Origin of the sequence: Edwardsiella anguillarum ET080813 (genome assembly GCF_000264765.2) — a bacterium.
GTDB lineage: Bacteria > Pseudomonadota > Gammaproteobacteria > Enterobacterales > Enterobacteriaceae > Edwardsiella > Edwardsiella anguillarum.
On sequence record NZ_CP006664.1, the window covers coordinates 4171927 to 4191951 of the forward strand.

Genomic DNA, 20025 nt, shown 5'->3' on the forward strand with positions numbered 1-20025 from the left:
TCAATGCTCACGCTAGCCTCCTGAAATAGGCGTTGAACACAACCAAGGCCGCGTTAATCAGCCAGCCACAGCCCGGTTCAGTTCGCAGATAGGTAACCTGTTGCCTCTCTGCGCACGTCGCAACCACACGCACGGTATGCCCATACACGTCTTGGTACAGATGGCCGACTCGCGGATACTTAGCCATGATCCCCCTCCCGTAAAACGCCCCCCAGGCGATACCCACCGCCTCGCGGCTGACTACCAATCCCCGGCGCGGTTGGTTGTTGCCAGGTGTCCCCTGCCCCGCTACGATTTGCTCATAGCTCAGACGGCCACCGGCGATCCGGCACCGAAATTGCGCCCGAGGGCGGTTTGGGCTTAGAATGTCCATGCGTCTTAATCTCCACACGAGTTATGCGCAGGCGCACTGGGACGGCATTCCCGGTGCGCCACCCACACCGCTGAGTCATCAGCAATTGCGGCACCATTCAGGGCCATGAAGGCAAAAAACCCACACGCGTGATGGCGCATCTTCCGCCAGAACAGCGTCATTAACGCCTGCTGTTCAGCGCCACAAATCACACCGTCTGCAGCAGCCTCCACTTTGGCTTTCGCCAGCTCACCATCGGCGACCAACTCCCGCATGCTTTGTTCGTACAGCTCCACGTTGTCGATCTGCTCCAGAACGGGGATATCAACCAGTAATTTCCCCCGGCGCGCGGCGTGGTATTCAGCCAGCAGTGACGTCCCGGAGACATCCTCCATCCGCTCTATCTCTGCCAATGTGAAGAACCGGCTGGCGCACTTCTGATCAAGGTGGTTGCGGAACGCGTCATAGGTCATGCCAAGCTGTACGGCCATCGCCTTCTGCCCTCCCGGGTACGTCCGACATATCGCTTTGATCGTCGTCTTGATGTCTACCATCGTCTTTCCCTCTCGGTAGTTACTGGTGATTACAACCGGCTGTATTATTCTTCTGGTACAAGGCCGCGTCGTACTTGATGCCGCCCTTGGTAACCTTCTCGACTAGCAGTGCATATTTCCAAGGAATCACCACATCCCATAGGCTGACTGTTGATTTGGAGATGCCTAGCGCTCTAGCGGTTTTTGTGCCATTGCCGAAGTAAGCAATGACGTCATTTTTATGCATGTGACCCTCCTCGCTCAGATAGATGCAGTTTAATCTTTCAAACAAAATAAGGTCAAGAAATTAAACTCATTTTGGTTTAAGTTTTTAAACATGAAGAAAGAGAGTATGAGTGACCGCATAAGCCTGCGAATGCGCACTCTAAAGCTGAAAAACAAAGATTTAACTGATGCAACAGGCGCATCAAAAGGTACTGTTAGCCAGTGGGTTAACGGTGGGACGGAACCATCTTCGAAGTACATGTCTCCGCTTGCCGGAGTTCTCGGAGTATCTGAGCGATGGCTCCTAGAAGGAGGCCACATTGAGGAAGTCAGTGGCAACGCAATACCTGGGCCAGATGTTTGCCGCCGGGTTCCCCTTCTGTCTCAAGTTCAAGCAGGTAACTGGAAAGAAATAGTAGAACATCACTTTGATGATTTAACGGAGTGGGTTGAAACTACAGCAAAAGTATCACCTTACGCATTCTCTCTTCGCGTGGTCGGTGATTCAATGTCTAACCCTGGTTCCGGAGTGTCGTTACCAGAGGGATCTATTGTTATAGTTGACCCTGAAGCTGACCTGGTAAATGGGCGCATCGTCGTTGCTAGGCTGAAAAGCACAAATGAAGCGACAGTGAAAAAACTATCGATAGATGGGCCAAATATCTACTTAATGCCTCTTAATCCCAACTACAAACCAATCCAACTAGACAGCATGTGTGAGATCGTCGGTGTCTGCGTTAGAGTTGAGCAAAGCCTGATCTAACCACACCCATCCATCCTCCATCCTCAAACATCAAACCGGCACATGCCGGTTTTTTTCATATCCATAGAAAAAATGTTTAAATATTTAAACAAAATCATTGACCATTTTGTTTTATTGTTTAAACTCTCTTCATCAGCCATAGCACAAAGTTTCAAACCAATGTCATACCCGCAACATCGTAGGAAAACGTTCGCTTGCAGCAAAAAGCGCCCTATCGGACGCTCCGCTCTTTAACAATCAAAACAATGCACTCGGCGTTGAGCGAAGAGATTCGCATAACTCAGTTCCCAGGCATCCCCAGGCATCACGGTGCTATGGCATCCCTGGCCAGCAGCGGACAATGATGAGTGCAATCTGCCAGTAAACCTAGCCATGGATACTCAACTTTTATGTTAATAGCATCTATTTATTACTAAATCTAAAAATTGAGCCGTGGTAGGAAAGATCGTAAGTAATACGAATACACAAGGCAAACCAACTCATAGAGGATTATTCTTGGTAATTTTTTACAGTTCAGCTCATTAAAAGTCATGGGATGAGCTTCAGATAGATCATCTGTGATCTACATAATGATATTTCAATGAAAAACTAAAAAACATGACGTATAATTGACAATTAACTAAAAAGATTAGGAAAATTATGTTTGGCTTACTCATTAAGAGCCTCTCAGATAAAATCAAGGCTGATATCAAAAAAACTTAAAAAACAACGCGATCTATAGAAAACATTGCTGGAATCTGCCTGAAAGAATACAGGTTTACTGCTCCACTCACTACTTAAAAGCAATGCTCATTCTCTGGACTGCAGCAGGTTGCTCACTACTGATAGCTGAACTATTTCGCTCACAATTTCATTCAGTTGCCAGCACCCATCTGAAAGGGGTCACTACGTTGCCGACATGGATGTCTAGCCTCCTTGGTGGCCAGTTGACAATCATTGGTATCGTATTTCCGCTTGTTGTTGGCCTAATCAGTGTTCTTTTCCAGAAAAAATCATCCAGGATACATATACAATCAGCCTACCAATTGCATTCAGGCTATATGTTTGCTGGGCTTAGCGGATTGTCATTAGCCGCATTTATACTAATTGGAGGGATGGTCTCGTCTATAGGGGACAAATATCTTGATGTAGCCTTTGCCATTACGGCATTAGTATGGATGCTTTTCAATATTTCACTGTCAATATGGTTCTTTATCACAAGCCTTAATATATTAGATGATAAAAAACGTGATCGCCTGATGCTTAAATATTTTCAGTCAGAGATTGTGAGTAATTATATCATCCGTTCACAGATAGATTCATCGATCAATTATCTTAGTATACATATCGACAAACAACATATCAAAGGAATAGAGATCGTTAACCGGTATGATTCTAACATGCATCTAATACATCATAATCTTCATGAAGATAAAGAAATCAGAGATGTAAAACTATGGCTGGTAAATCTTTTATTTCGCAGATTAAAACCTGTCAAAGGGAAAACTGGTAAAATAATCATAACCTCCTCCTTAAAACATAACAAAAATAAAATTACGTTACTTGCATCTTCGGATGTAATCATTCCTAGATACTGGACTTTTCTATTCAAAATTTGTTTTATCAAGGGACCTAAAGAAAACCGAAAGGCGTATAGAAATATTACCCGTGACTTCTATGGTGAAGCGTATGATGCTTTGAGCGACAGGAATATTAGCACCTTCATCGCAGCAACCGACAGACTGATTGAAACCTATACAACGCTAAAGAAAAGTTTTCAGTGTAATAGCATGAACTATTTGGATAAATATAATGATTCAGGATCACTTGTTACGTTTAGCCAATCTTTCCACCATGATTTTTACGCATTCAACCATGAAGCTGTAAAGTCACTAGAAACAACAGGAGAGTATTTCCGAAAAATAATTGATGTTCCATTTTCTATTTATCGTGAATTGGATTGTGTTAAAATTAATGAATTTCAACAGTGTATTCAGTCTCTCTTCTATTTATGGCATGCACTCATCAACTGGAGATCTGGTTATGGAGATAATCTATCAATAAGTCAAGAACAACGCTATAGGGAGCTTATTCGATGTTTAATCGGGGAATGGGAAAGTTGGTACATGTGGCGACGTCCTAATGACAAGTCAGAAGATAGATTGGATGATTACTCGGAGCACCTCTTATATCATCTTAACCAGACTGCTCAGATAGCCATGACTGCTATAATGGCAGACGATCGCTTTGCCTCAGATCATAGCTCAGACATGCTGTTGCTTTGGTTCAGCCAGAATCGTTTTGAGCAGCATTTTGAAGAGTATCGTTGGCACAGTTTTTTCCTAACACCGTCATATTTAACTATGACACCCGATAGTCAAGAATGGTTATCTATACTCAGGGGATACCCATATTCTTATGAGGCGGCGCAATCAATTATTTTTTCCAATGCTCTAGCAGACATACGACTACTGACAGCTGGATATATTATCTCTCATGTTAAGCAGAGGAATAATATTCGTCTGAAAGAAGTAATAAAGCGATTACTTAAATCTGAACTTGTTTATCCGACAGGAGCAAATGATCAGATGACTGCCACATTTACTTCTGCCACAGATATTATTGACAGTATTATCAGACTTGGATATCAACAGGATACTCATAAAGGTTATTGGTACGAAAAACTATCAGATTTAGTTGAAAAATTTTCTGCATACAATGAAACAAAGATGATATCTGGACGTATCCACATGGGAATCTATGAGGATGTAAGCAATATATACGAAGGTTATACAGATATCGCATTTTATCTATCATCCAGCCCTCATCCAGTCAGTAGAAGAGTATTAAATGCACTGAATGATAATATCTTTTCGTACCATAGAAAGGAGCGAATCATCTTTCAACTAGAACGAATGAAGCGCGATAAAGAAACATCTTCACGTGGATACTTAATGTCTAAAGAAGAGTTTAAAAATAAAATAAATTTCTTTAATGAAACTCTGGATGCGTATATTCAGGCTTTTAATCAAAGTCTATATACAGATCTTCTCAACGCTGACATTGATACCGCACGTCTGAAAAAAACCGACCTCACTCTTACCCAAGAATTGCCTCAAACACTTACTCAGAATACTCTTCTTTCTCATTTTTCCTTCAGGACTTCTGAGGACAGTACCAAACAATGGGAAACTAAATGCATATGCACTGAAATTCCTAAAAACATTATCTCCAGAGACATCAATAGCAATTTTTTCGAAGATCTAACATCGATTTCTAATGTAGAAAAACACATGCTTCACAACGTGTACCATCGCCTGTTACACTTATCCTCTTCCCGCACAGAAATAGTCCACGATGTAGAGGAACTTCTAAAAAATTTACGGGAGATAACATCGGATGAAGACAATTATACGTTGATCTTATTCGGAACCTACTTTGGACAGACACTACGTGAGCTAACTCATCACGAGAATAGACATTCTGAGCTAGGGATTACACTTAACACAATATCAAACGTAAGAGACTTGATGCCGATCAGAGTCAATAATTGCGATATATATCAAGTCTGGAGGCAAAACGAAAATCATTCCCTACTTATCCGGAATAGTATTTTCGGTGACATTTACTTCTTTAGCGATTCTGATAACACACTTTTCAATTCATCCTGGCAGAGTAGTGACGAAAATCCACTTGAAGGTATAGTAACTACCTGCTGGAAACAGGAAATGGAAATAAAAGGTTCTGCGGTTGCTAGATTCGAACATCTCTGATAATTATTGCTGAACGAGAGACCTGAGCCAGCTGCAGAGAAGAACCACTCAGCGAGCTGATCGAGTCGCGTATCGATCATGCGCTAGGTTTAAAATTAGCGCACCGCCCTGCCCTAAACCGGGCAGAAATCACCAGCAAGCGCGAGTCGCATCGAGTAGATGTGATCGTACTGCGCGCCGGCAAACGTCAACAACCACAACCCAGTTGGAATAACTGCTGTTTGGCTCAGGTGGCGCTGTATAGGGGAGCGTAGATATCCACTAAGAGTGAGAGGAAAGGGGTTATAAAGAGAAATAAGCTCATAATAACAAAATAACTTAGAATATTATTCGAAGTTATTTTAATATAAAATTTATGAATCGCAATTAGCTATATGCAAAAGAGGCCATAGAAAGGCCTCTTTTAATAAAACCATCAATATAGTTGATACACGCATTATCTATTATTAGCGAGCAGTTATGGATAAAAGATCAATTACTCTAATAATCCCCCTCCAGCTCATCTTTATCTTTTACAAATCGAGTATCTGTATTCATTCTTATATCAAGTGCAGAGTGAAGCATCTTATGTATTTTCATACCGCTTGCACGCTTAATTTCATTCTTTGTGGCAGGGGTACTGTCTCTGGATGACCATTTATATGGTGTAAGACTGCTGACTTTGAAACCAACTATACCAAGATTATAAAGACATAGAAGAAGTTCATTAATCACATCAGATTCTCTGCTTTCACCATTAAGCATTTTATTTGCAATGATAGCACAAGGATCTTTAGTTCCTTGTATTGACAATTCACTTATTACAGAATCTATGCTCGCTCTGGGAATAATTGCTCGTGAAAATTTATCAGGAAGATTCCTTAATAATTCAACTGATTCTTCAAATGATGGATAGATATCTCCCCACTCCTCTTTGAGAGATCGTAAACGTTTTAGAGAATATACTGACTCAGCTTTTTGAATAGAATCCCAAGAAATACGCTCGCGATTAAGAGCTACGCTAAAGCATTCATTTACATACTGAAGTATATCTCTAGGCCTTAGTAGGGTTCGTTCAGTTATATACTCAATAGCAGTTAATCCTGATGGCCCTCCCTTAGGTTTCGGAAAAATATCATATATTTTTACATTATCGCGCGTGTACTGTTTTCTATAAACTTCACTAACTCTTTTTTGAACCAACTCCGTAAGCTGCTCCGATGTCCATTTTATATCGAGAATATATGATTCATACTTCTCCTCCTGAAAGCCTGAGCTACGAGTCAGATTAAATACCGAACGGAGTAGATCGAGCCTTAATGCAACTATAATCTTTATATTTTTTATTTTACGGAAGACCTTTATTTCTTCAATTAATGCTCTGATGAACTTATAACGCGTTTCATTCTCTGCCCAATTTTCATCCAATTGATCAATTATAATAACATATTTTTTCTGGGGATCGTCGAATGAGTACTCAGCTAAGAGAGATAGTATCTCATTAAGTTTTTGTATCTGAAGACTACTTACTACTTCGGTCGCTCGCTTTTTTACATCGAGTATTTGTTCTTCAGTTAACTTTTTTGCATATTCAGCATTGAGCGCTATACTACTATATTCAGCACCAATAGATGCTTTAGTATCACGCTCTAGTTTTAATGTAATTTCTCTTAAATGAGCATCTGTATCGATCCAAAATTTATCACCCCATTCCATAAAATATTCAAGAGCCTTTCGTTTTATTTCATCTTTCTTTAGTCGATTCAATATCCCAGAAAAAAAATTATTTGTATCTGACTCACTTTTTATATCGTGCCGTAACTTAAGCAACTCCATAATAAGTATATGGCGCCACAACACCTTATAGAACATATCGAGATTTACGTTTAACGCTTCAAAAAAAGCAATAATGTCAGACTGTTCCAAAAAACGTATGGAAATATCATTAGGATCAAGTTGCCTGCATTTGTATGCGCGATTCATAACCATATGCAGTAACGCACTTTTTCCTGCACCTGTTCGCCCTCTAACTATTGAAGAGTTATCAAAAGGATCAAGTAACTTATTCAAATATCCACTATCAACAAAACAACTCTCCAATAAAAGAGTGTCAGATTCTGCATCCAACTCACCGATTTTAAGATTTTGTCTGATCGTAATAGGATTATTAGCCATTTAGTGCCTTATGGATAGCCATGAATATTTTATCAAAATAATAAGATGACATATCTGCTGTTACTTTTTTGTGAGTTATGCCTTAGTTTTATGACCTCAGTCATCTCTACCTATGCAAAACTTCACCATTTACATAGCATTATTTAAGGTAAAAAGCTAATACGCATACTTTTGGCTCACTTTTACAGACATGCTTAACAAACCAGCTATTTAATACAATGCCAAGTCTTTGGATAATTCCATCTCATACTGGTAAGAATTAATACGAATAACAATAAGGGAGGTTATTATTATTGATAAGAATAATAATCATACCCACCTGCGGTCTGCACTGTCATTACGGGCGTCATGGCGGTGAGCCACAGACCGCAGCTGGATATGTAGAGTGATGGAGAGTTCGATGAGTCGGCAACCATTGAAGAATTTGCAGTAGTTCGAAATAAGGAATTAAGTTCTATTCGCAGAACTATAAACCATTATATATGGATGGTAAACGGAGGATTTATGAGTAATGATGAATTGATGCACGTTATCGCCCTTCTTCTTGAGGACGCTAAATACCTACAGAAAGTTGAACCCAATGCAGGTACGGAAGCCCGCATATACTTGGCGCAAAAAGCAGTTCAGCCAGTAAGTGCTGATGCTGAATACACCTCGAAAAAATCTGAAATCACCCCGCTGAAATGCGACGGAATCAACAGAGTGTATCATGAGACGATGGTTAAAGCTCTACGAATGGAAATTAATAAATTACAGGATATTATCCATAATCACCAATTAACAAGCCCGTAACCTGGAAGAAGTTCTGAAAAACGTTCGAACTCACAGGCAAAGATATGAGCATTGACACCTGCTGTATTAGCGATAGAAAAAGTTTGATCTACTACCCCCTGACAGCTAAGACGTGATTTACCAATATAACCATTAGGTGGAAGTTGTAGTTTTTCATCTTTGTCTTGGATTGAGTCAACGAAACCAAAGCTCCTCATGATTTCTTTGAATTTAATGGCCTGCTCAGATGTCGCCTGGAAAAGTTGAACATGAACATAAATTTGCTTCATACGTTTTTCCTTCCTTGCTAGCTGTGTGAGAGCAACTAGCATACCACCGAGCCTGAAGTGGTGAAAAGACAGGCACACGCGTAGATAGTTTTTAGCAACAAAAAAGCGCCCTATCGGACGCTTTTCTCTTTAATCATCAACGTAGCAAATCATTCATCTTTTGGAAGGTCACCTGAAAACCAGGCTGCGACCTTCTCTGACATATTCAGCTTAATAGCCGCAGACTCTGATGAACGGCCAAGAGAGATAAGCGCCCTTTTATAAGCAGGGTCTCGTAACATCCCAAGCGTTGGGTTATCGCCCTCTTCCACTTTAACGTAAGCAGCATGAAGATCAGCGTCTGAGACGCTATCCGGCATCGTTATCAGCGCCTTCATTTGTTTCGCTTGAATCTCATGTAGCATAGCCGTTTTACCCGGTTGCCATACAAAACTGGCGATAGATATCACGGCAATAACGGCACCAAAAAGAGGAGCGCTACCATAGGTGGCAAATATTGCTGACCCGAGCGTAATTTGAACAAACGTTAGCAGGCGATCCAATCTGGCGTATAAGATCGCATGCATTTTTTCTATATAAAATGAATATCGAATACTAAAAAGCAATTCATCCCGGGTCATTTGACACCTCTATTTTTTCGGCTTTGGCGCAGGCGTCGGCCTGTACGGCACTTGTCCGTCAGGTCTTGGACGTTCTGTACCACCAAATTGATTAATACGCATTTTACCCTCCATTGGGTGGAGTTAATGGAGAACCTCCATGTGGTGATGGAGTTCGTGCGCCGGACACGGGTAAGAATCCGGCTTAAATAAAATACTACCCCCGCTTATACGCAGCGAGCAATCAAGAAATAAAGGGAGTGTGAGATGAAGGTATTAAGAATTAAATGGGCTGGATATTGCCCAGCCTGTGACAGCGATGAACTTGACGTTACCACTGAACTCGGCACCAGTGACTTTCTGTATGCCGGCGATGGTGTCGTCTGCTCTGAGTGCGGTAAGAAAGGCGAAATTGATTGTGATGATGACAGCGCATTCGCTGTATGGGATGAGGAGGCGTCAGCATGAGCCAGGTAGACAAACAGGCGCTGCGCACATATGCAGAGAACGCAAACCAAGGTGAATGGTGTTCAGATGACCACGATGGCGTCATTGCTGATGCTGGGTTGAATGGCAATTACTACATAGCGCATAGCTCAGGGCCAGATAATCAAGCCAATGCTCGTTATATCGCCGCAGCTAACCCCTCCGCCATTCTAGCGTTGCTGGATGAACTGGACGCCGCAGAGAAGCGCATCGCGGAGCTGGAGGCGCGGACTGTTACTTTGCCACCTGAGCGATTCCGCTACGGCGAGAGCGAGTACGATGACGGTTACGTGAACGGCTGGAATGCACACGGCATTGAAACAAAAGTAGCGCTACGCGCCGCCGGTATTGGCGTGAAGGAGGTTTGATGCGCGAAATCGGAGAACAAATTACGGCCAGCGCTGCTGGCGCCAGTAAGGGGGAGTGAGATGAAAATTAGAGATCATATGGAAGCAGTAATGTCGGTCATCGAAGAAATAAATGGAGATAATACCGATATGAATCTGAAACTTCTGTCAATAATTATTGCTGAATACATGATTAATGCCGAAGTCACTGGTTTTGAAGTTACTGCCTGGAAAATGAAAGTTTCAGTAGAAATAAGCTCGGAGGACTAACCCATGGCCACTATTACCAAAGAGCAGGCGCTGGCTGTTTCCGATTTGAAGGCAGGATACACGCTTGGTCATGCCGATGTAGCAATTATAAAAGATATGGCCCGCATCGCGCTGGCGTCTGCAGCAAGCGGCAATTCTATCCATGATTTGTTTTTGCGGGCAAAGGCGCTGATGTACCAATCAGGCGGTTCACCAATAGAAAACTCACTAAATCCTATTGATGCATGGCTGTTTGAAGCAGAGCGCTCCGGGCTGCCGGTAGCGCCACTCTACATCGCCCCGCCAGTGCCAGCAGTTATAGATGAGCGAGCATTGTTCGACGCGTGGAATAACGAAGACAACCTTCCAATTGCAGGAGTTGGTGCGAAAAACGCTGCCTGGTTAGCATGGCAGGAACGAGCCAAGATGGGAAACCAGCCAGCACCTGAACTGAAAATGGCGCACCTGATTAACAAATTTTATGAGCGCTATCCGCTGAACACCTTCAAAAGCGATTCAGAACGCAGCGAGGCATTGGGTTATTTCATGGCTGGCGCTGAGTTGCAGTGTTTTGGTGAGTTTATTAATTATTCTGAATTGCTGGGTGATGAATAATGAAACTCACAAAAGAGCGCCTACAGGAGATTGTAGAAGATGGCTTCCTGAAGCACGGGGAAAGCAAAGATATGGCGCGCATCGCGCTGGCGTCACTGGAGGCTGAGCCGGTGGTTCCACCGGAACTGCATTGGGAGGATGTGTGCAGGATAAGCCCAGAGATTACGATCGGAGACGCCATAGTGTATGCGGGCGCCTGGAACGCCTGCCGCGCGGCAATGCTCCAGGCTGCCCCCCTCACTGGTGAGGATACCTCCGCCGAACTGCCAGAGCCGTGCCCGCGTTGTGGGTGTCGCAGTAGCCGTCCTAACGGTGAACACTACTGCCACCCGTTGGCAGCACCACCACAGCAGGAGGCCAGCGATGACTGAGCGAGAGCTTGACCAAGATGCGGCATTGAGTTTCGAGCTTTTTGCCGGAGATTTCGGCGGTGCCGATGATGTATCTCTGTCTAATAAAATAGTTAAAGGTCGCGGCGTATATTCCTGCTTTATCTGCGCTGGAGAAATCGCTATTGGTGAGCGGCATCGCTATGCCGTTCATAAATTTGACGGTGAGATCATGACATACCGCTGTTGTAACGCATGCTGTGTAGCTATGGCTGATAGCGTCAATTGTGATTATGAAGATGAAGATCCAATTGACGCTCGTTATGAGCTTGCTTTTCAACGCAGAAAAAATAGCCAGGAGGTGCGTTAATGGCTAACTCATTCAAGCAAATGATTAAAAATGGCACTATCAAGCGCCGCGACAGCGGGATGTTCATCAATATGGATGATATCCACGTTAAAGAGGGTTTTAACAGACGCATTGAGAATGAGCGCAAGCACAAGGCAGACGAGAAACTATTTCAGTTCCTGATGGCAGGAGGAACTGTACCACCTCTCGAAGTATATCCGCGTGATGAGGGCGGCGTATGGGTCGTCGAGGGTCACCGCCGTATGAATGCTTACCTACGCATCCGTGACGCGGGAAAACCAATCAGCGTGATCGCCATCACCCCATTCATTGGAAATGACGTAAAACGGTCAGCGCGAATCATTAATAGCAACAATGGCTCTGGCCAGCTCAAACTGAATCAGTACGAGGAAAGCCTCGTAGTGAAAGATCTGGCCGCCTTAAATCTGAAGCCTGATGAGATCGCCGCCGAGATCAACAGAAGCCGAACTCATGTCGATAAGCTGCTGTTCCTATGCTCAGCAAATCGCGATGTGCAGACTCTGGTCGAGTCTGGAGAAGTAGCTATGGACGTAGCTATTGAGCGCATCAAAGAACACGGGGAACGCGCCGGGGATGTACTGCAGGAGGACGTGAAGCGGGCGAAAGCCCAGGGGAAAAAGAAGGTCACGCGCAGCGTCACCGGCAGTCTGTTTAGCGCGACAAAATCGCGCCAGCTGGTTGAGCTGCTCAGCGATGCAGAGATCGATGGAGATGGACGCACCCTGGTCCTACGAGAAGGTATCGGAGAGGAAGTAATGCGGATTATCAACGAATACTCGCACTCTCCAGATAAAGGAGGAGCAAAATGAATAACACTATTCAGACTAGTCAATACTCTTTGGATGAGGCCATCATCCCCGATAAGACAATAGAATTGCTGACCGGATATAAAATTCCATCCAAACAATGCAAGACCCTACGTGAAGCTGGCATTTTCTTCATTATTCGGCGAGATGGCCGCCCACGAACTACCTGGGCGCACTTCAATAACCCACTGTCTCATCGTCAAAGAATGCAGGATACCAACCCAACTCCAGAGCCGGATTTTGGAGCGCTTGACTGATGCCCAGGATAAGAAAAAACAAAGATGATGCCTGGATGCCGCCCCGGGTGTATATGGGGCGATCCGCCTATGAGTTTCATCCAATAAATGGTGGAAATATCCGCTTATGCGATAAAACGGCGACACAGGCCCAGGTATGGGCTGCATGGGAAGCATTGATTAACGAGAGACCAGACACCACAACATTGGCCGGACTGGTTGATAGGTTTTTTAAATCTGGTGATTTCTTCGAACTGGCGGCAGAGACCCAAAAAGACTACCGGAAATATTCACGTAAGGTTCTGGATGTCTTCGGCAAAATGCCCCCCGACAGCGTTAAACCCGAACATGTCCGCAAATACCTGGATATGCGAGGGGTAAAGAGCCGGACGCAGGCAAACAGGGAGAAGGCATTCATGTCACGTGTTTATCGCTGGGCATACGAACGCGGCTATGCGAAGGGTAACCCCACTAAGGGCGTCAAGCAGTTCAAGGAAACCGGGAGAGATCGCTATATCACCCACGAAGAGTACAACGCGCTATATAGCGTCGCTCCGGATGTTGTGCGTGTTGCGATGGAGCTGGCTTATCTCTGCTGCGCACGCCAGAACGACGTGCTGGAAATGAAAAAAAGCCAGCTTATTGCGGAAGGGATACTGATTAAGCAGAGCAAAACCGCCGTAGCGCAGATAAAAGCATGGTCCGAACGGCTCAATGCTGCCATTACGATGGCGAAGGCACTCCCCCTCAATGCCGGGATGAGCAGCCTCTACGTGATCCACCAGGCATCCGGGCATAAGTATACCCGCGACGGTTTTAACAGCCGCTGGAGAAAAGCGAAGGAAGAAGCAAAAGAGCGATACCCCAAGTTGGACTTTAACTTCACCTTTCACGATCTGAAGGCTAAGGGGATCTCTGACCTGAAGGGGAACATCTACGAGAAGCAGGCCATTTCTGGCCACAAGAACGTGGAGCAAACCGCTCGTTATGACCGAAGGATCCCGATCGTTCCGACGGTGGATGGGCAGTGATGGGAAGGATAATATTATGAAAACATATTATGAAAGGGGGATGAAAACACAAAAAAACCACCTTGCGGTGGCTTAATAACAAAACATATCGTTTTGATTTTTATACCATTTTGTCATGGTGCCCGGAGCGGGACTTGAACCCGCACAGCGCGAACGCCGAGGGATTTTAAAAACTAAACCAGCCTTTTAAAAATCATAATCATATGATTTTTAAAACCTTTAACTGACGCAAAACAGTGTAAATCGATTCTTTATTAAATTCTGCTGCCATTTCTACTACCGCTTTTTTTCAAACTTTTTAAGTTATCAAATGGGTTCAAAGCTAACGCCGCATCCAAGTGATCGGGAGCAAAGTGTGCATAGCGCATTGTCATCGTAATCGTGCTATGGCCCAATATCTGCTGCAGTACCAGAATATTGCCGCCCTGCATCATAAAATGGCTGGCAAAGGTGTGGCGCAATACGTGGGTACGCTGTCCTTTCGGCAGGTGAAGCCCTGCCCGCGCCAGTGCGGCTTTGAAAGCTTCATAGCAGGGGATAAACAACCTTCCTTGCTTTGTAGGCAGCAGGGCCTGCAATTGTTCGGAAATTGGTACAGTGCGATTCTTTTTGCTCTTGGTATGGGTAAAGGTCAATCGTCCAGGTAACACCTGCGATTGGCGCAACGACTGCGCCTCGCTCCAGCGCGCTCCGGTAGCCAGACATACCCGCACGATAACCCCCAAATCAGTCTTACTCGATACATCGCAGGCAGCCAGCAAGTGCGTAATCTCATCGGCATATAAAAAAGCCAGCTCTTGATCCCCTTCGCGAAACTGGCGAATGCCATCGAGAGGATTACCCCCCTCCCACTCACCGAGCCTGCGCAGTTCAGCAAATACCGCATGCAGATAAGCCTGTTCACGGTTAACCGTGGCCTCCTGCAGGCGCTTTTTCCCCTTGGGATTCCACTCTCCGTTCAGCCGCCGCTCCCGATAACGGGCAAACATACCCTTATCAAAATCACCGGCCAATGGATCGCCAAGCCGCCGACAAATTGCATCCAATTTTCCCTTACGCCCAGCGCCTGATGACAGCATCCTTCCATGTAACTCATACCAACGCAGAATCAAATCCGATAGATGAGTAGCTGACTCACCCATATCTAAACTTACTCCTTGCGGATTCATCCTACGCTCAAAAGCAAGGGCCTCTCCCCTGGTCGTAAATTGCCGGCGGATACGCTGGCCATCCCGCCCATAAGGGAAACATTGGCAAAGCCATTTTCCTGACGCCAATCTGCGGATTGTCATATGCCACCACGCTTCGAAAGTCCGTTTCTGAAAACCATTACCACCATAGCCCCAGCAGAACACCCACGATAAACAGCACGCTGCACAGCAACGAGGCTCGATAGCGCTGCCTGAAAGGCGACGCTAACGCAGGTATATCGTCACCAGCTTCCTCCTCCAGCCAAGCCAGCGCCTGGCGCAACTGGCTGCGGTTAAGTTCATGCAGATAGCTCGAACCAAACTGAATATGGCAATAGCGTTGCAGCTGCCGGCGTCGGATCGGTGTTGTCGCCCTCATCTGCAATAATCGAATAAGTGCCTTATCTGCACTCTTATCTCTGGCTCGCTTCAGCAATATTTGCAAGTAACCCCGCGCTGCCGGGTAATGACTTACCGTCAGCTCATCCACCCCATTAACACCCAGCTCAGCATAAACTTTTTGCCAGACGGTCATCCCCATGTCATAGCCACAGTCTGTAATCTGCTGCACCAGCTGGTTCAGGCGCATACGCTGAGCGGGTACCAGTGGACGCAGATCTGACTGTGGCGCAGACAGAGTAATGTTGACCCAATAACGGCCGATATAGACGCTGCGCTCATAAAAATCGCGCCCCCCCACCCGATTGCGCCGCCCTCTTGCCTCCGTGACCATAGCGTTCTCCAGACTTATTGCTCATTTACTAAAATCGGAATACACAACAGGAATACATGGCTACTGCAGCAGTGTCACAAATAAAAACATGACACAAGCAATAAAGTGACTCTTACACCATTTTTAGCATAATTAAGTAGAGTGCCATACTTTATGATGAATAATGCTCATCTAGCCACAGGCAATATAAATAAAGCATAAAAATGAAATCGACATTTTATATATCCAATGAAAATACTATTAGGTGCGGAATCATGGATATCTGCATAGGGAAGCATAGCCCAACGAAAAGCAAACCAAAAACACTCCTATCATTATTTGAATCATTAGACAAATCATTATTAAATCAATTGGTTATCCAATCTAATAATTTGCCATCAAAAATCTTCTTGAATAACAACGCAAATATCTTATATAAAACACAAACTTCATTTATCATTATTCCATTACATAAACCATATATTTAAATAATTTGCATGAGATATAAACAAGGATGTAATTATGACGACAGAAAGAAACTATACCAGCCTAAATTTGGACAGAAACCTGATAACATCTGTCATTGACCGTTTTGTAACGGAGAACACTCTGGCAATCAGAGAACAAGGCAACCGCCCAGGAGGGGAAGGAACACGCATTGTCATAGGGCGCGTAGGCATAGAAGATGCAACCGTTGATATCTACTTTAATCGGGATGGGACATCAACATTACAATGGAAAATGGGAAAGAATAGGGAGTTAGGACTTGCGCTATCAGATGCGTTGTATGACACAATAAATCCAGATGAGTTTCAGTCAGTGAATATGACCATCATCGGTGTAGCGCGAAATGATATTCAATCCATCATTGAGCTTATCCCCACCGATGACAATTTGATCTTTGAGGTAGCTGAAGAACCCATAGCAGCCGGTATCCGTTGGCGGATCCGTTGTCAAAACCACGGAGACACATTGACAGTCACCCATTACACTTCGCGAAAACTACAGATCCAGGGCCGGCCCTTATCCAGCTACAGAAAACTGGTCTACCTGCTCACTGACATTCTCGATCTGGTTGGGCTAGAAATGGTATTAAGCCGACAAGACGAGAGTGTTACAGAGATCGTCCGACAAGATGTCGCCGCCGAATTCCTGAAAAAAATGCTGCCTAACTCCTACGGTAACCTGCCCGACATCACCCGGAAATTGCTGGTATCTGGTCAGTGTGTTAAACTCGCTGGCCCTGCATTGCCAGAGTACTCTATGCTGTTGTTTCCAGAGTTGCGCTCTTTGGAAGGAGCACTGAAGGCAAAGCTGGCTGAATGCGGATTTGATTCAAATCAACATGATTTTGGCTACTTCTTTGAGCGGCAAGCGGATAGAAGCTTCCAGTTAAAAGCCTCTTTTAACGGACATATCACGGAGATTCAGCTAAGATCAACGCTGAGCGACGCGTACACGTTCTTCCATAAGCACCGTCATGGCTTGTTCCACATGGATAGCTTTGCGGAGAGTAGCCGTAAAATCACAGGGTTACAACAGTTGCTCAGTCTCTCAGAGACAGCTTACGAACACATAGACAAGCTATATCAATAAAATGTTTAAATTCAGAGCGGGATCTGACATGACCTACCCCATGCTTGTCGTAGCAACCAGCTACGAGAGCCCTTTGTCATATCTGGGCTCCATTGCCCAACATCTCAGGGACGAAGCATTTGAAGGTAGCGTTCTGTTCGACTTGCTCTGTACCAACGGATTAGAGGACAACCGCTTCGTTGCCCTGTACTTTGATGGCATGGACTTTGTCCGCAAAACCTTCCGTCTGGTTGATAAAGCCGACTTATCACCCGATCTTCTGCATACGCAGGATAAATTCTTTGCCGAGCATCCAGCTATTCTGCAAATGTCAGTCCTGACCCAGAATGAAGTGCAGGCCTTTACCGCCAGACATTGATCCCGGGAACCGGAGCCATCCGGTTCTTGCCCCGCTGTTTTCAGTCCTTATGCTCATGGTAGTCACGGCCTGCGATACGCTGATCGCTGCCCCCGCTCACGATGACTGAGCTGGCCGCTGCACTGCCAGCTGCCAGGGCAGCAAGAGCCGCCGCCTTTACCGCTGGCGGTGCCGCACGATAAAGTTTGATGAACTCCAATTCATCGGTACTAACATCTCCTATATCCGGCGTTCTACGTCCGGTTAAAACATACAAAATATCTATTCCATGCTTAGAAAGAATTGATAGATATAGCCCCCCAGGCATGTTATCGCCACGTTCATACCCTGCTTGGCCACTGCGCGAATGACCTGCCAATTTTGCAAACTCAGTCTGACTCAAGCCAAAGCGCTCTCGCTCTTCACGTAATCTAGCTCCCACAATGGCAAAAAAATGATCATTTTCATTTGACATGATTAGTATACCGATCAAGGATAACATCCAAAGACATCCAACTAGGGACACTATACCACTATGGAACAGACCAACCAGCCACCCCGCTCACGGCAGCAAAAGGGCATTGGATCCGGTGGACGTATTGCCATGTACCTCAGCGACGCAGAACGCCGCCACTTAAACCAGCTGGCAGAGCAGGAGTGCCGCTCAGCCGCCAGTATGGCAAGGCTGATCTACCTACGGGGGCTACAGGCCGTTACCGAAAGCTAAAGGAGCACAACGATGGGGAACATCACTATTCACGTCACCGTCAATGCGCCATACGTCTCGATCAATGAATATGCGCGCCTTTCCGGTATTCCTGTTGCCACCTGCCGAGGCATGGTGGCCGATGGCCGTATCATCATTCGCCCCAAGAACGTGGCGCAGGAAAAAATCGAGGTCAATATGATTGCGATGCTGAAAGACGCCATCGCTAATAGCGGCCCGTAGGCAATCAACCACTACAGTCAACAAATAACCCAGCCACCACCATTACTCACCACTGCGGAGCCGTAATAAATGAACATAATCAGAGCTGCCGCCGTCTTGGTGTTTGGCGTGCTGCTGCTGATCTCAGCATGCGCCAGTATTTTCTTTTTATTGCTCTGTATCAGCAGCATGCAATAGGCATATTGCAGCGCCATTTTCCCTATCAGCAACGACCCTTGGAGGAAACACCGGCATGCAGTTGATAATTCCACCTCTGTATCGCGGCGGTGAACTAGAACGCCAGGCTCGGGCAGCATTCAATCGAGTATTAACCGGCGATGACAGCCACATTCGCCGCCTTGAAGTATTACCCCGGGCCAGGGTGATTAATATCACCGACCGTTATCGGCTGTTCAGCCTAGATGAAGGAAATACATGGAAGCTGCTTAAACACCAACAATACACCAGGAATATACGCAAATGGCGCACACATTAATTTTCAGTGAGGTACTAAAAAACGCCATTCTTGATGGCTGCAAAACCGTGACACGTCGCCCGATAAAATCTGCCTGTACCCGATCTGTCATTAAATCAGATCAGTGGTACTGGGAGACGGCCTTTAAGACCATGACCACCCTTCCTCTGCCGGAGAGTGACTGTGAGTTGGTTATCGCCGCCAACACCCCCGTTCTCATTAAAGCCTCGCGGGCGTTTATGATTTCACAGTGCCCTCATGGGAACGCAGGCGATCTCATTGAGCTGGCGACACGCCACGCCGACCAATCCGTGACCCCATTCGCCCGTGCTGAACTAAAAACCATCGCCATCGAACTTCTCCATGACATCACCGACCAAGCCGCCATCGCCGAGGGTATGCCTCCGGACACTCCCCGGGAACATTTCCGCTGTATCTGGGATGGTTTCTACCATTACACCCCCTACAGCTGGCGCTGGAACCCGGCAGTTTGGGTATTGCAGTTTGCACCGACCGAAATCTTAGCGGAGGCACACCGATGAAACGCCTATGGACAAAACAGGAGGAGCGACAGCTGGAGCAGGGGATCGCCGATGGCCAGAGCCTCAAAGCGATCGCCGAACAGCTGGGCCGCACCTATGCCTCCGTGAGCCAAAAGACCTACGTCATGGGGTTGCCACGCCGCGCCTTTTATATCGACCAATGGGATATCAATATGGCCCATGCCCTACGCGCCGAGGGGCTGACTCATCCAGCCATCGCCGAAAAGCTCGAGCTCAGGACTCGCACGATTGATTACATCATCTACCACAAAAAACCAGATACCAACCATGCAGCCATGTAACGCATCAACCCGCG

The 20025-nt window shown here is 45.5% G+C and carries 29 protein-coding genes; 19 read left to right on the plus strand and 10 right to left on the minus strand.

The window, feature by feature from the left end; all coding sequences use genetic code 11:
* Nucleotides 1-7: 7 nt before the first annotated feature.
* From ETEE_RS22140 to ETEE_RS18650, 3 genes are read right to left on the minus strand one after another with little or no spacing between them, the layout of a single operon-like run.
* Complete coding sequence (locus tag ETEE_RS22140) at nt 8-373, minus strand: DUF4222 domain-containing protein (RefSeq protein ID WP_227625195.1); 366 nt, start codon at nt 371-373, stop codon at nt 8-10.
* Nucleotides 374-378: 5 nt separating this feature from the next.
* Entirely contained in the window at nt 379-906 is a 528-nt protein-coding gene (locus tag ETEE_RS18645) for a YmfL family putative regulatory protein (protein ID WP_034165302.1), read from the minus strand.
* Nucleotides 907-925: 19 nt separating this feature from the next.
* Nucleotides 926-1132, minus strand: coding sequence for a Cro/CI family transcriptional regulator (locus ETEE_RS18650; protein ID WP_034165301.1), 207 nt, complete (start codon nt 1130-1132; stop codon nt 926-928).
* 90 nt (nt 1133-1222) lie between these two features.
* On the opposite strand from ETEE_RS18650, the gene ETEE_RS20565 reads away from it, so the two are divergent.
* Nucleotides 1223-1873, plus strand: coding sequence for a LexA family protein (locus ETEE_RS20565; RefSeq protein ID WP_071881937.1), 651 nt, complete (start codon nt 1223-1225; stop codon nt 1871-1873).
* Nucleotides 1874-2799: 926 nt separating this feature from the next.
* Nucleotides 2800-5625 carry a hypothetical protein gene (locus ETEE_RS18660; RefSeq protein ID WP_158407656.1) on the plus strand — a complete coding sequence of 942 codons (2826 nt, stop codon included), beginning with the start codon at nt 2800-2802 and terminating at the stop codon, nt 5623-5625.
* A gap of 480 nt (nt 5626-6105) precedes the next feature.
* Here the strand turns inward: ETEE_RS18660 and ETEE_RS18665 are convergent, their stop codons facing one another.
* Complete coding sequence (locus ETEE_RS18665) at nt 6106-7779, minus strand: P-loop ATPase, Sll1717 family (RefSeq protein ID WP_034165299.1); 1674 nt, start codon at nt 7777-7779, stop codon at nt 6106-6108.
* Nucleotides 7780-8283: 504 nt separating this feature from the next.
* On the opposite strand from ETEE_RS18665, the gene ETEE_RS18670 reads away from it, so the two are divergent.
* Nucleotides 8284-8571 carry a hypothetical protein gene (locus tag ETEE_RS18670; RefSeq protein WP_034165298.1) on the plus strand — a complete coding sequence of 96 codons (288 nt, stop codon included), beginning with the start codon at nt 8284-8286 and terminating at the stop codon, nt 8569-8571.
* On the opposite strand, the gene ymfI is transcribed toward ETEE_RS18670, so the two are convergent.
* Together ymfI and ETEE_RS18680 are read right to left on the minus strand one after the other, a co-directional pair.
* A complete protein-coding gene (gene ymfI, locus ETEE_RS18675) occupies nt 8550-8840 on the minus strand; it encodes a YmfI family phage protein (protein ID WP_034165297.1) in 291 nt (96 codons plus the stop codon). The genes ETEE_RS18670 and ymfI overlap by 22 nt on opposite strands.
* Nucleotides 8841-8989: 149 nt before the next feature.
* Nucleotides 8990-9460 (minus strand): hypothetical protein, encoded by a 471-nt coding sequence (locus ETEE_RS18680; protein WP_034165296.1) that lies wholly within the window; start codon nt 9458-9460, stop codon nt 8990-8992.
* A gap of 246 nt (nt 9461-9706) precedes the next feature.
* On the opposite strand from ETEE_RS18680, the gene ETEE_RS18685 reads away from it, so the two are divergent.
* Genes ETEE_RS18685 through ETEE_RS18725 form a run of 9 tightly spaced genes read left to right on the plus strand, consistent with a single transcriptional unit; the run spans nt 9707 to nt 13929 of the window.
* Entirely contained in the window at nt 9707-9907 is a 201-nt protein-coding gene (locus ETEE_RS18685; RefSeq protein ID WP_034165295.1) for a hypothetical protein, read from the plus strand.
* Complete coding sequence (locus ETEE_RS20935) at nt 9904-10293, plus strand: ead/Ea22-like family protein (protein ID WP_081926447.1); 390 nt, start codon at nt 9904-9906, stop codon at nt 10291-10293. The genes ETEE_RS18685 and ETEE_RS20935 overlap by 4 nt, the downstream gene beginning before the upstream one ends.
* 60 nt (nt 10294-10353) lie before the next feature.
* A complete protein-coding gene (locus ETEE_RS18695; protein ID WP_034165294.1) occupies nt 10354-10542 on the plus strand; it encodes a hypothetical protein in 189 nt (62 codons plus the stop codon).
* Between the two features lie 3 nt (nt 10543-10545).
* Complete coding sequence (locus ETEE_RS18700; protein WP_034165293.1) at nt 10546-11136, plus strand: hypothetical protein; 591 nt, start codon at nt 10546-10548, stop codon at nt 11134-11136.
* Nucleotides 11136-11507 carry a hypothetical protein gene (locus ETEE_RS18705; RefSeq protein WP_034165292.1) on the plus strand — a complete coding sequence of 124 codons (372 nt, stop codon included), beginning with the start codon at nt 11136-11138 and terminating at the stop codon, nt 11505-11507. The genes ETEE_RS18700 and ETEE_RS18705 overlap by 1 nt, the downstream gene beginning before the upstream one ends.
* Nucleotides 11500-11835: a hypothetical protein gene (locus tag ETEE_RS18710; protein WP_034165291.1), complete on the plus strand. Its 336-nt coding sequence runs from the start codon at nt 11500-11502 to the stop codon at nt 11833-11835. The genes ETEE_RS18705 and ETEE_RS18710 overlap by 8 nt, the downstream gene beginning before the upstream one ends.
* Entirely contained in the window at nt 11835-12665 is an 831-nt protein-coding gene (locus tag ETEE_RS18715) for a hypothetical protein (RefSeq protein WP_034165290.1), read from the plus strand. Before ETEE_RS18710 ends, ETEE_RS18715 begins: the two co-directional genes overlap by 1 nt.
* Complete coding sequence (locus tag ETEE_RS18720) at nt 12662-12919, plus strand: DUF4224 domain-containing protein (RefSeq protein WP_049703817.1); 258 nt, start codon at nt 12662-12664, stop codon at nt 12917-12919. The genes ETEE_RS18715 and ETEE_RS18720 overlap by 4 nt, the downstream gene beginning before the upstream one ends.
* Nucleotides 12919-13929, plus strand: a complete 1011-nt coding sequence (locus tag ETEE_RS18725) for a tyrosine-type recombinase/integrase (protein WP_034165289.1) — start codon at nt 12919-12921, stop codon at nt 13927-13929. Before ETEE_RS18720 ends, ETEE_RS18725 begins: the two co-directional genes overlap by 1 nt.
* Nucleotides 13930-14183: 254 nt before the next feature.
* Here the strand turns inward: ETEE_RS18725 and ETEE_RS18730 are convergent, their stop codons facing one another.
* Both ETEE_RS18730 and ETEE_RS18735 read right to left on the minus strand, forming a co-directional pair.
* Entirely contained in the window at nt 14184-15221 is a 1038-nt protein-coding gene (locus ETEE_RS18730; protein ID WP_034165288.1) for a phage integrase, read from the minus strand.
* Between the two features lie 37 nt (nt 15222-15258).
* On the minus strand, nt 15259-15852 hold the full coding sequence (locus ETEE_RS18735) for a hypothetical protein (RefSeq protein WP_034165287.1): 594 nt from the start codon (nt 15850-15852) through the stop codon (nt 15259-15261).
* Between the two features lie 501 nt (nt 15853-16353).
* On the opposite strand from ETEE_RS18735, the gene ETEE_RS18740 reads away from it, so the two are divergent.
* Both ETEE_RS18740 and ETEE_RS18745 read left to right on the plus strand, forming a co-directional pair.
* A complete protein-coding gene (locus tag ETEE_RS18740) occupies nt 16354-17427 on the plus strand; it encodes a type II toxin-antitoxin system RnlA family toxin (RefSeq protein WP_034165286.1) in 1074 nt (357 codons plus the stop codon).
* A gap of 28 nt (nt 17428-17455) precedes the next feature.
* Entirely contained in the window at nt 17456-17785 is a 330-nt protein-coding gene (locus tag ETEE_RS18745) for a type II toxin-antitoxin system RnlB family antitoxin (RefSeq protein WP_034165285.1), read from the plus strand.
* 40 nt (nt 17786-17825) lie between these two features.
* Here the strand turns inward: ETEE_RS18745 and ETEE_RS18750 are convergent, their stop codons facing one another.
* Nucleotides 17826-18239, minus strand: coding sequence for a helix-turn-helix domain-containing protein (locus tag ETEE_RS18750; protein WP_034165342.1), 414 nt, complete (start codon nt 18237-18239; stop codon nt 17826-17828).
* 60 nt (nt 18240-18299) lie between these two features.
* Between ETEE_RS18750 and ETEE_RS20575 the strand changes: the two genes are divergently transcribed.
* Together ETEE_RS20575 and ETEE_RS18760 are read left to right on the plus strand one after the other, a co-directional pair.
* Nucleotides 18300-18491, plus strand: a complete 192-nt coding sequence (locus ETEE_RS20575) for a hypothetical protein (RefSeq protein WP_034165284.1) — start codon at nt 18300-18302, stop codon at nt 18489-18491.
* Between the two features lie 12 nt (nt 18492-18503).
* Nucleotides 18504-18713 carry a hypothetical protein gene (locus ETEE_RS18760; RefSeq protein ID WP_034165283.1) on the plus strand — a complete coding sequence of 70 codons (210 nt, stop codon included), beginning with the start codon at nt 18504-18506 and terminating at the stop codon, nt 18711-18713.
* Nucleotides 18714-18730: 17 nt separating this feature from the next.
* Here the strand turns inward: ETEE_RS18760 and ETEE_RS21570 are convergent, their stop codons facing one another.
* Nucleotides 18731-18907, minus strand: coding sequence for a hypothetical protein (locus tag ETEE_RS21570; protein ID WP_156119373.1), 177 nt, complete (start codon nt 18905-18907; stop codon nt 18731-18733).
* Between the two features lie 38 nt (nt 18908-18945).
* On the opposite strand from ETEE_RS21570, the gene ETEE_RS21455 reads away from it, so the two are divergent.
* From ETEE_RS21455 to ETEE_RS18770, 3 genes are read left to right on the plus strand one after another with little or no spacing between them, the layout of a single operon-like run.
* Complete coding sequence (locus tag ETEE_RS21455; RefSeq protein WP_144242843.1) at nt 18946-19188, plus strand: ParE family toxin-like protein; 243 nt, start codon at nt 18946-18948, stop codon at nt 19186-19188.
* Nucleotides 19173-19709 carry a hypothetical protein gene (locus tag ETEE_RS18765; RefSeq protein WP_034165282.1) on the plus strand — a complete coding sequence of 179 codons (537 nt, stop codon included), beginning with the start codon at nt 19173-19175 and terminating at the stop codon, nt 19707-19709. Before ETEE_RS21455 ends, ETEE_RS18765 begins: the two co-directional genes overlap by 16 nt.
* A complete protein-coding gene (locus ETEE_RS18770; RefSeq protein ID WP_034165281.1) occupies nt 19706-20011 on the plus strand; it encodes a hypothetical protein in 306 nt (101 codons plus the stop codon). The genes ETEE_RS18765 and ETEE_RS18770 overlap by 4 nt, the downstream gene beginning before the upstream one ends.
* Nucleotides 20012-20025 lie beyond the last annotated feature (14 nt).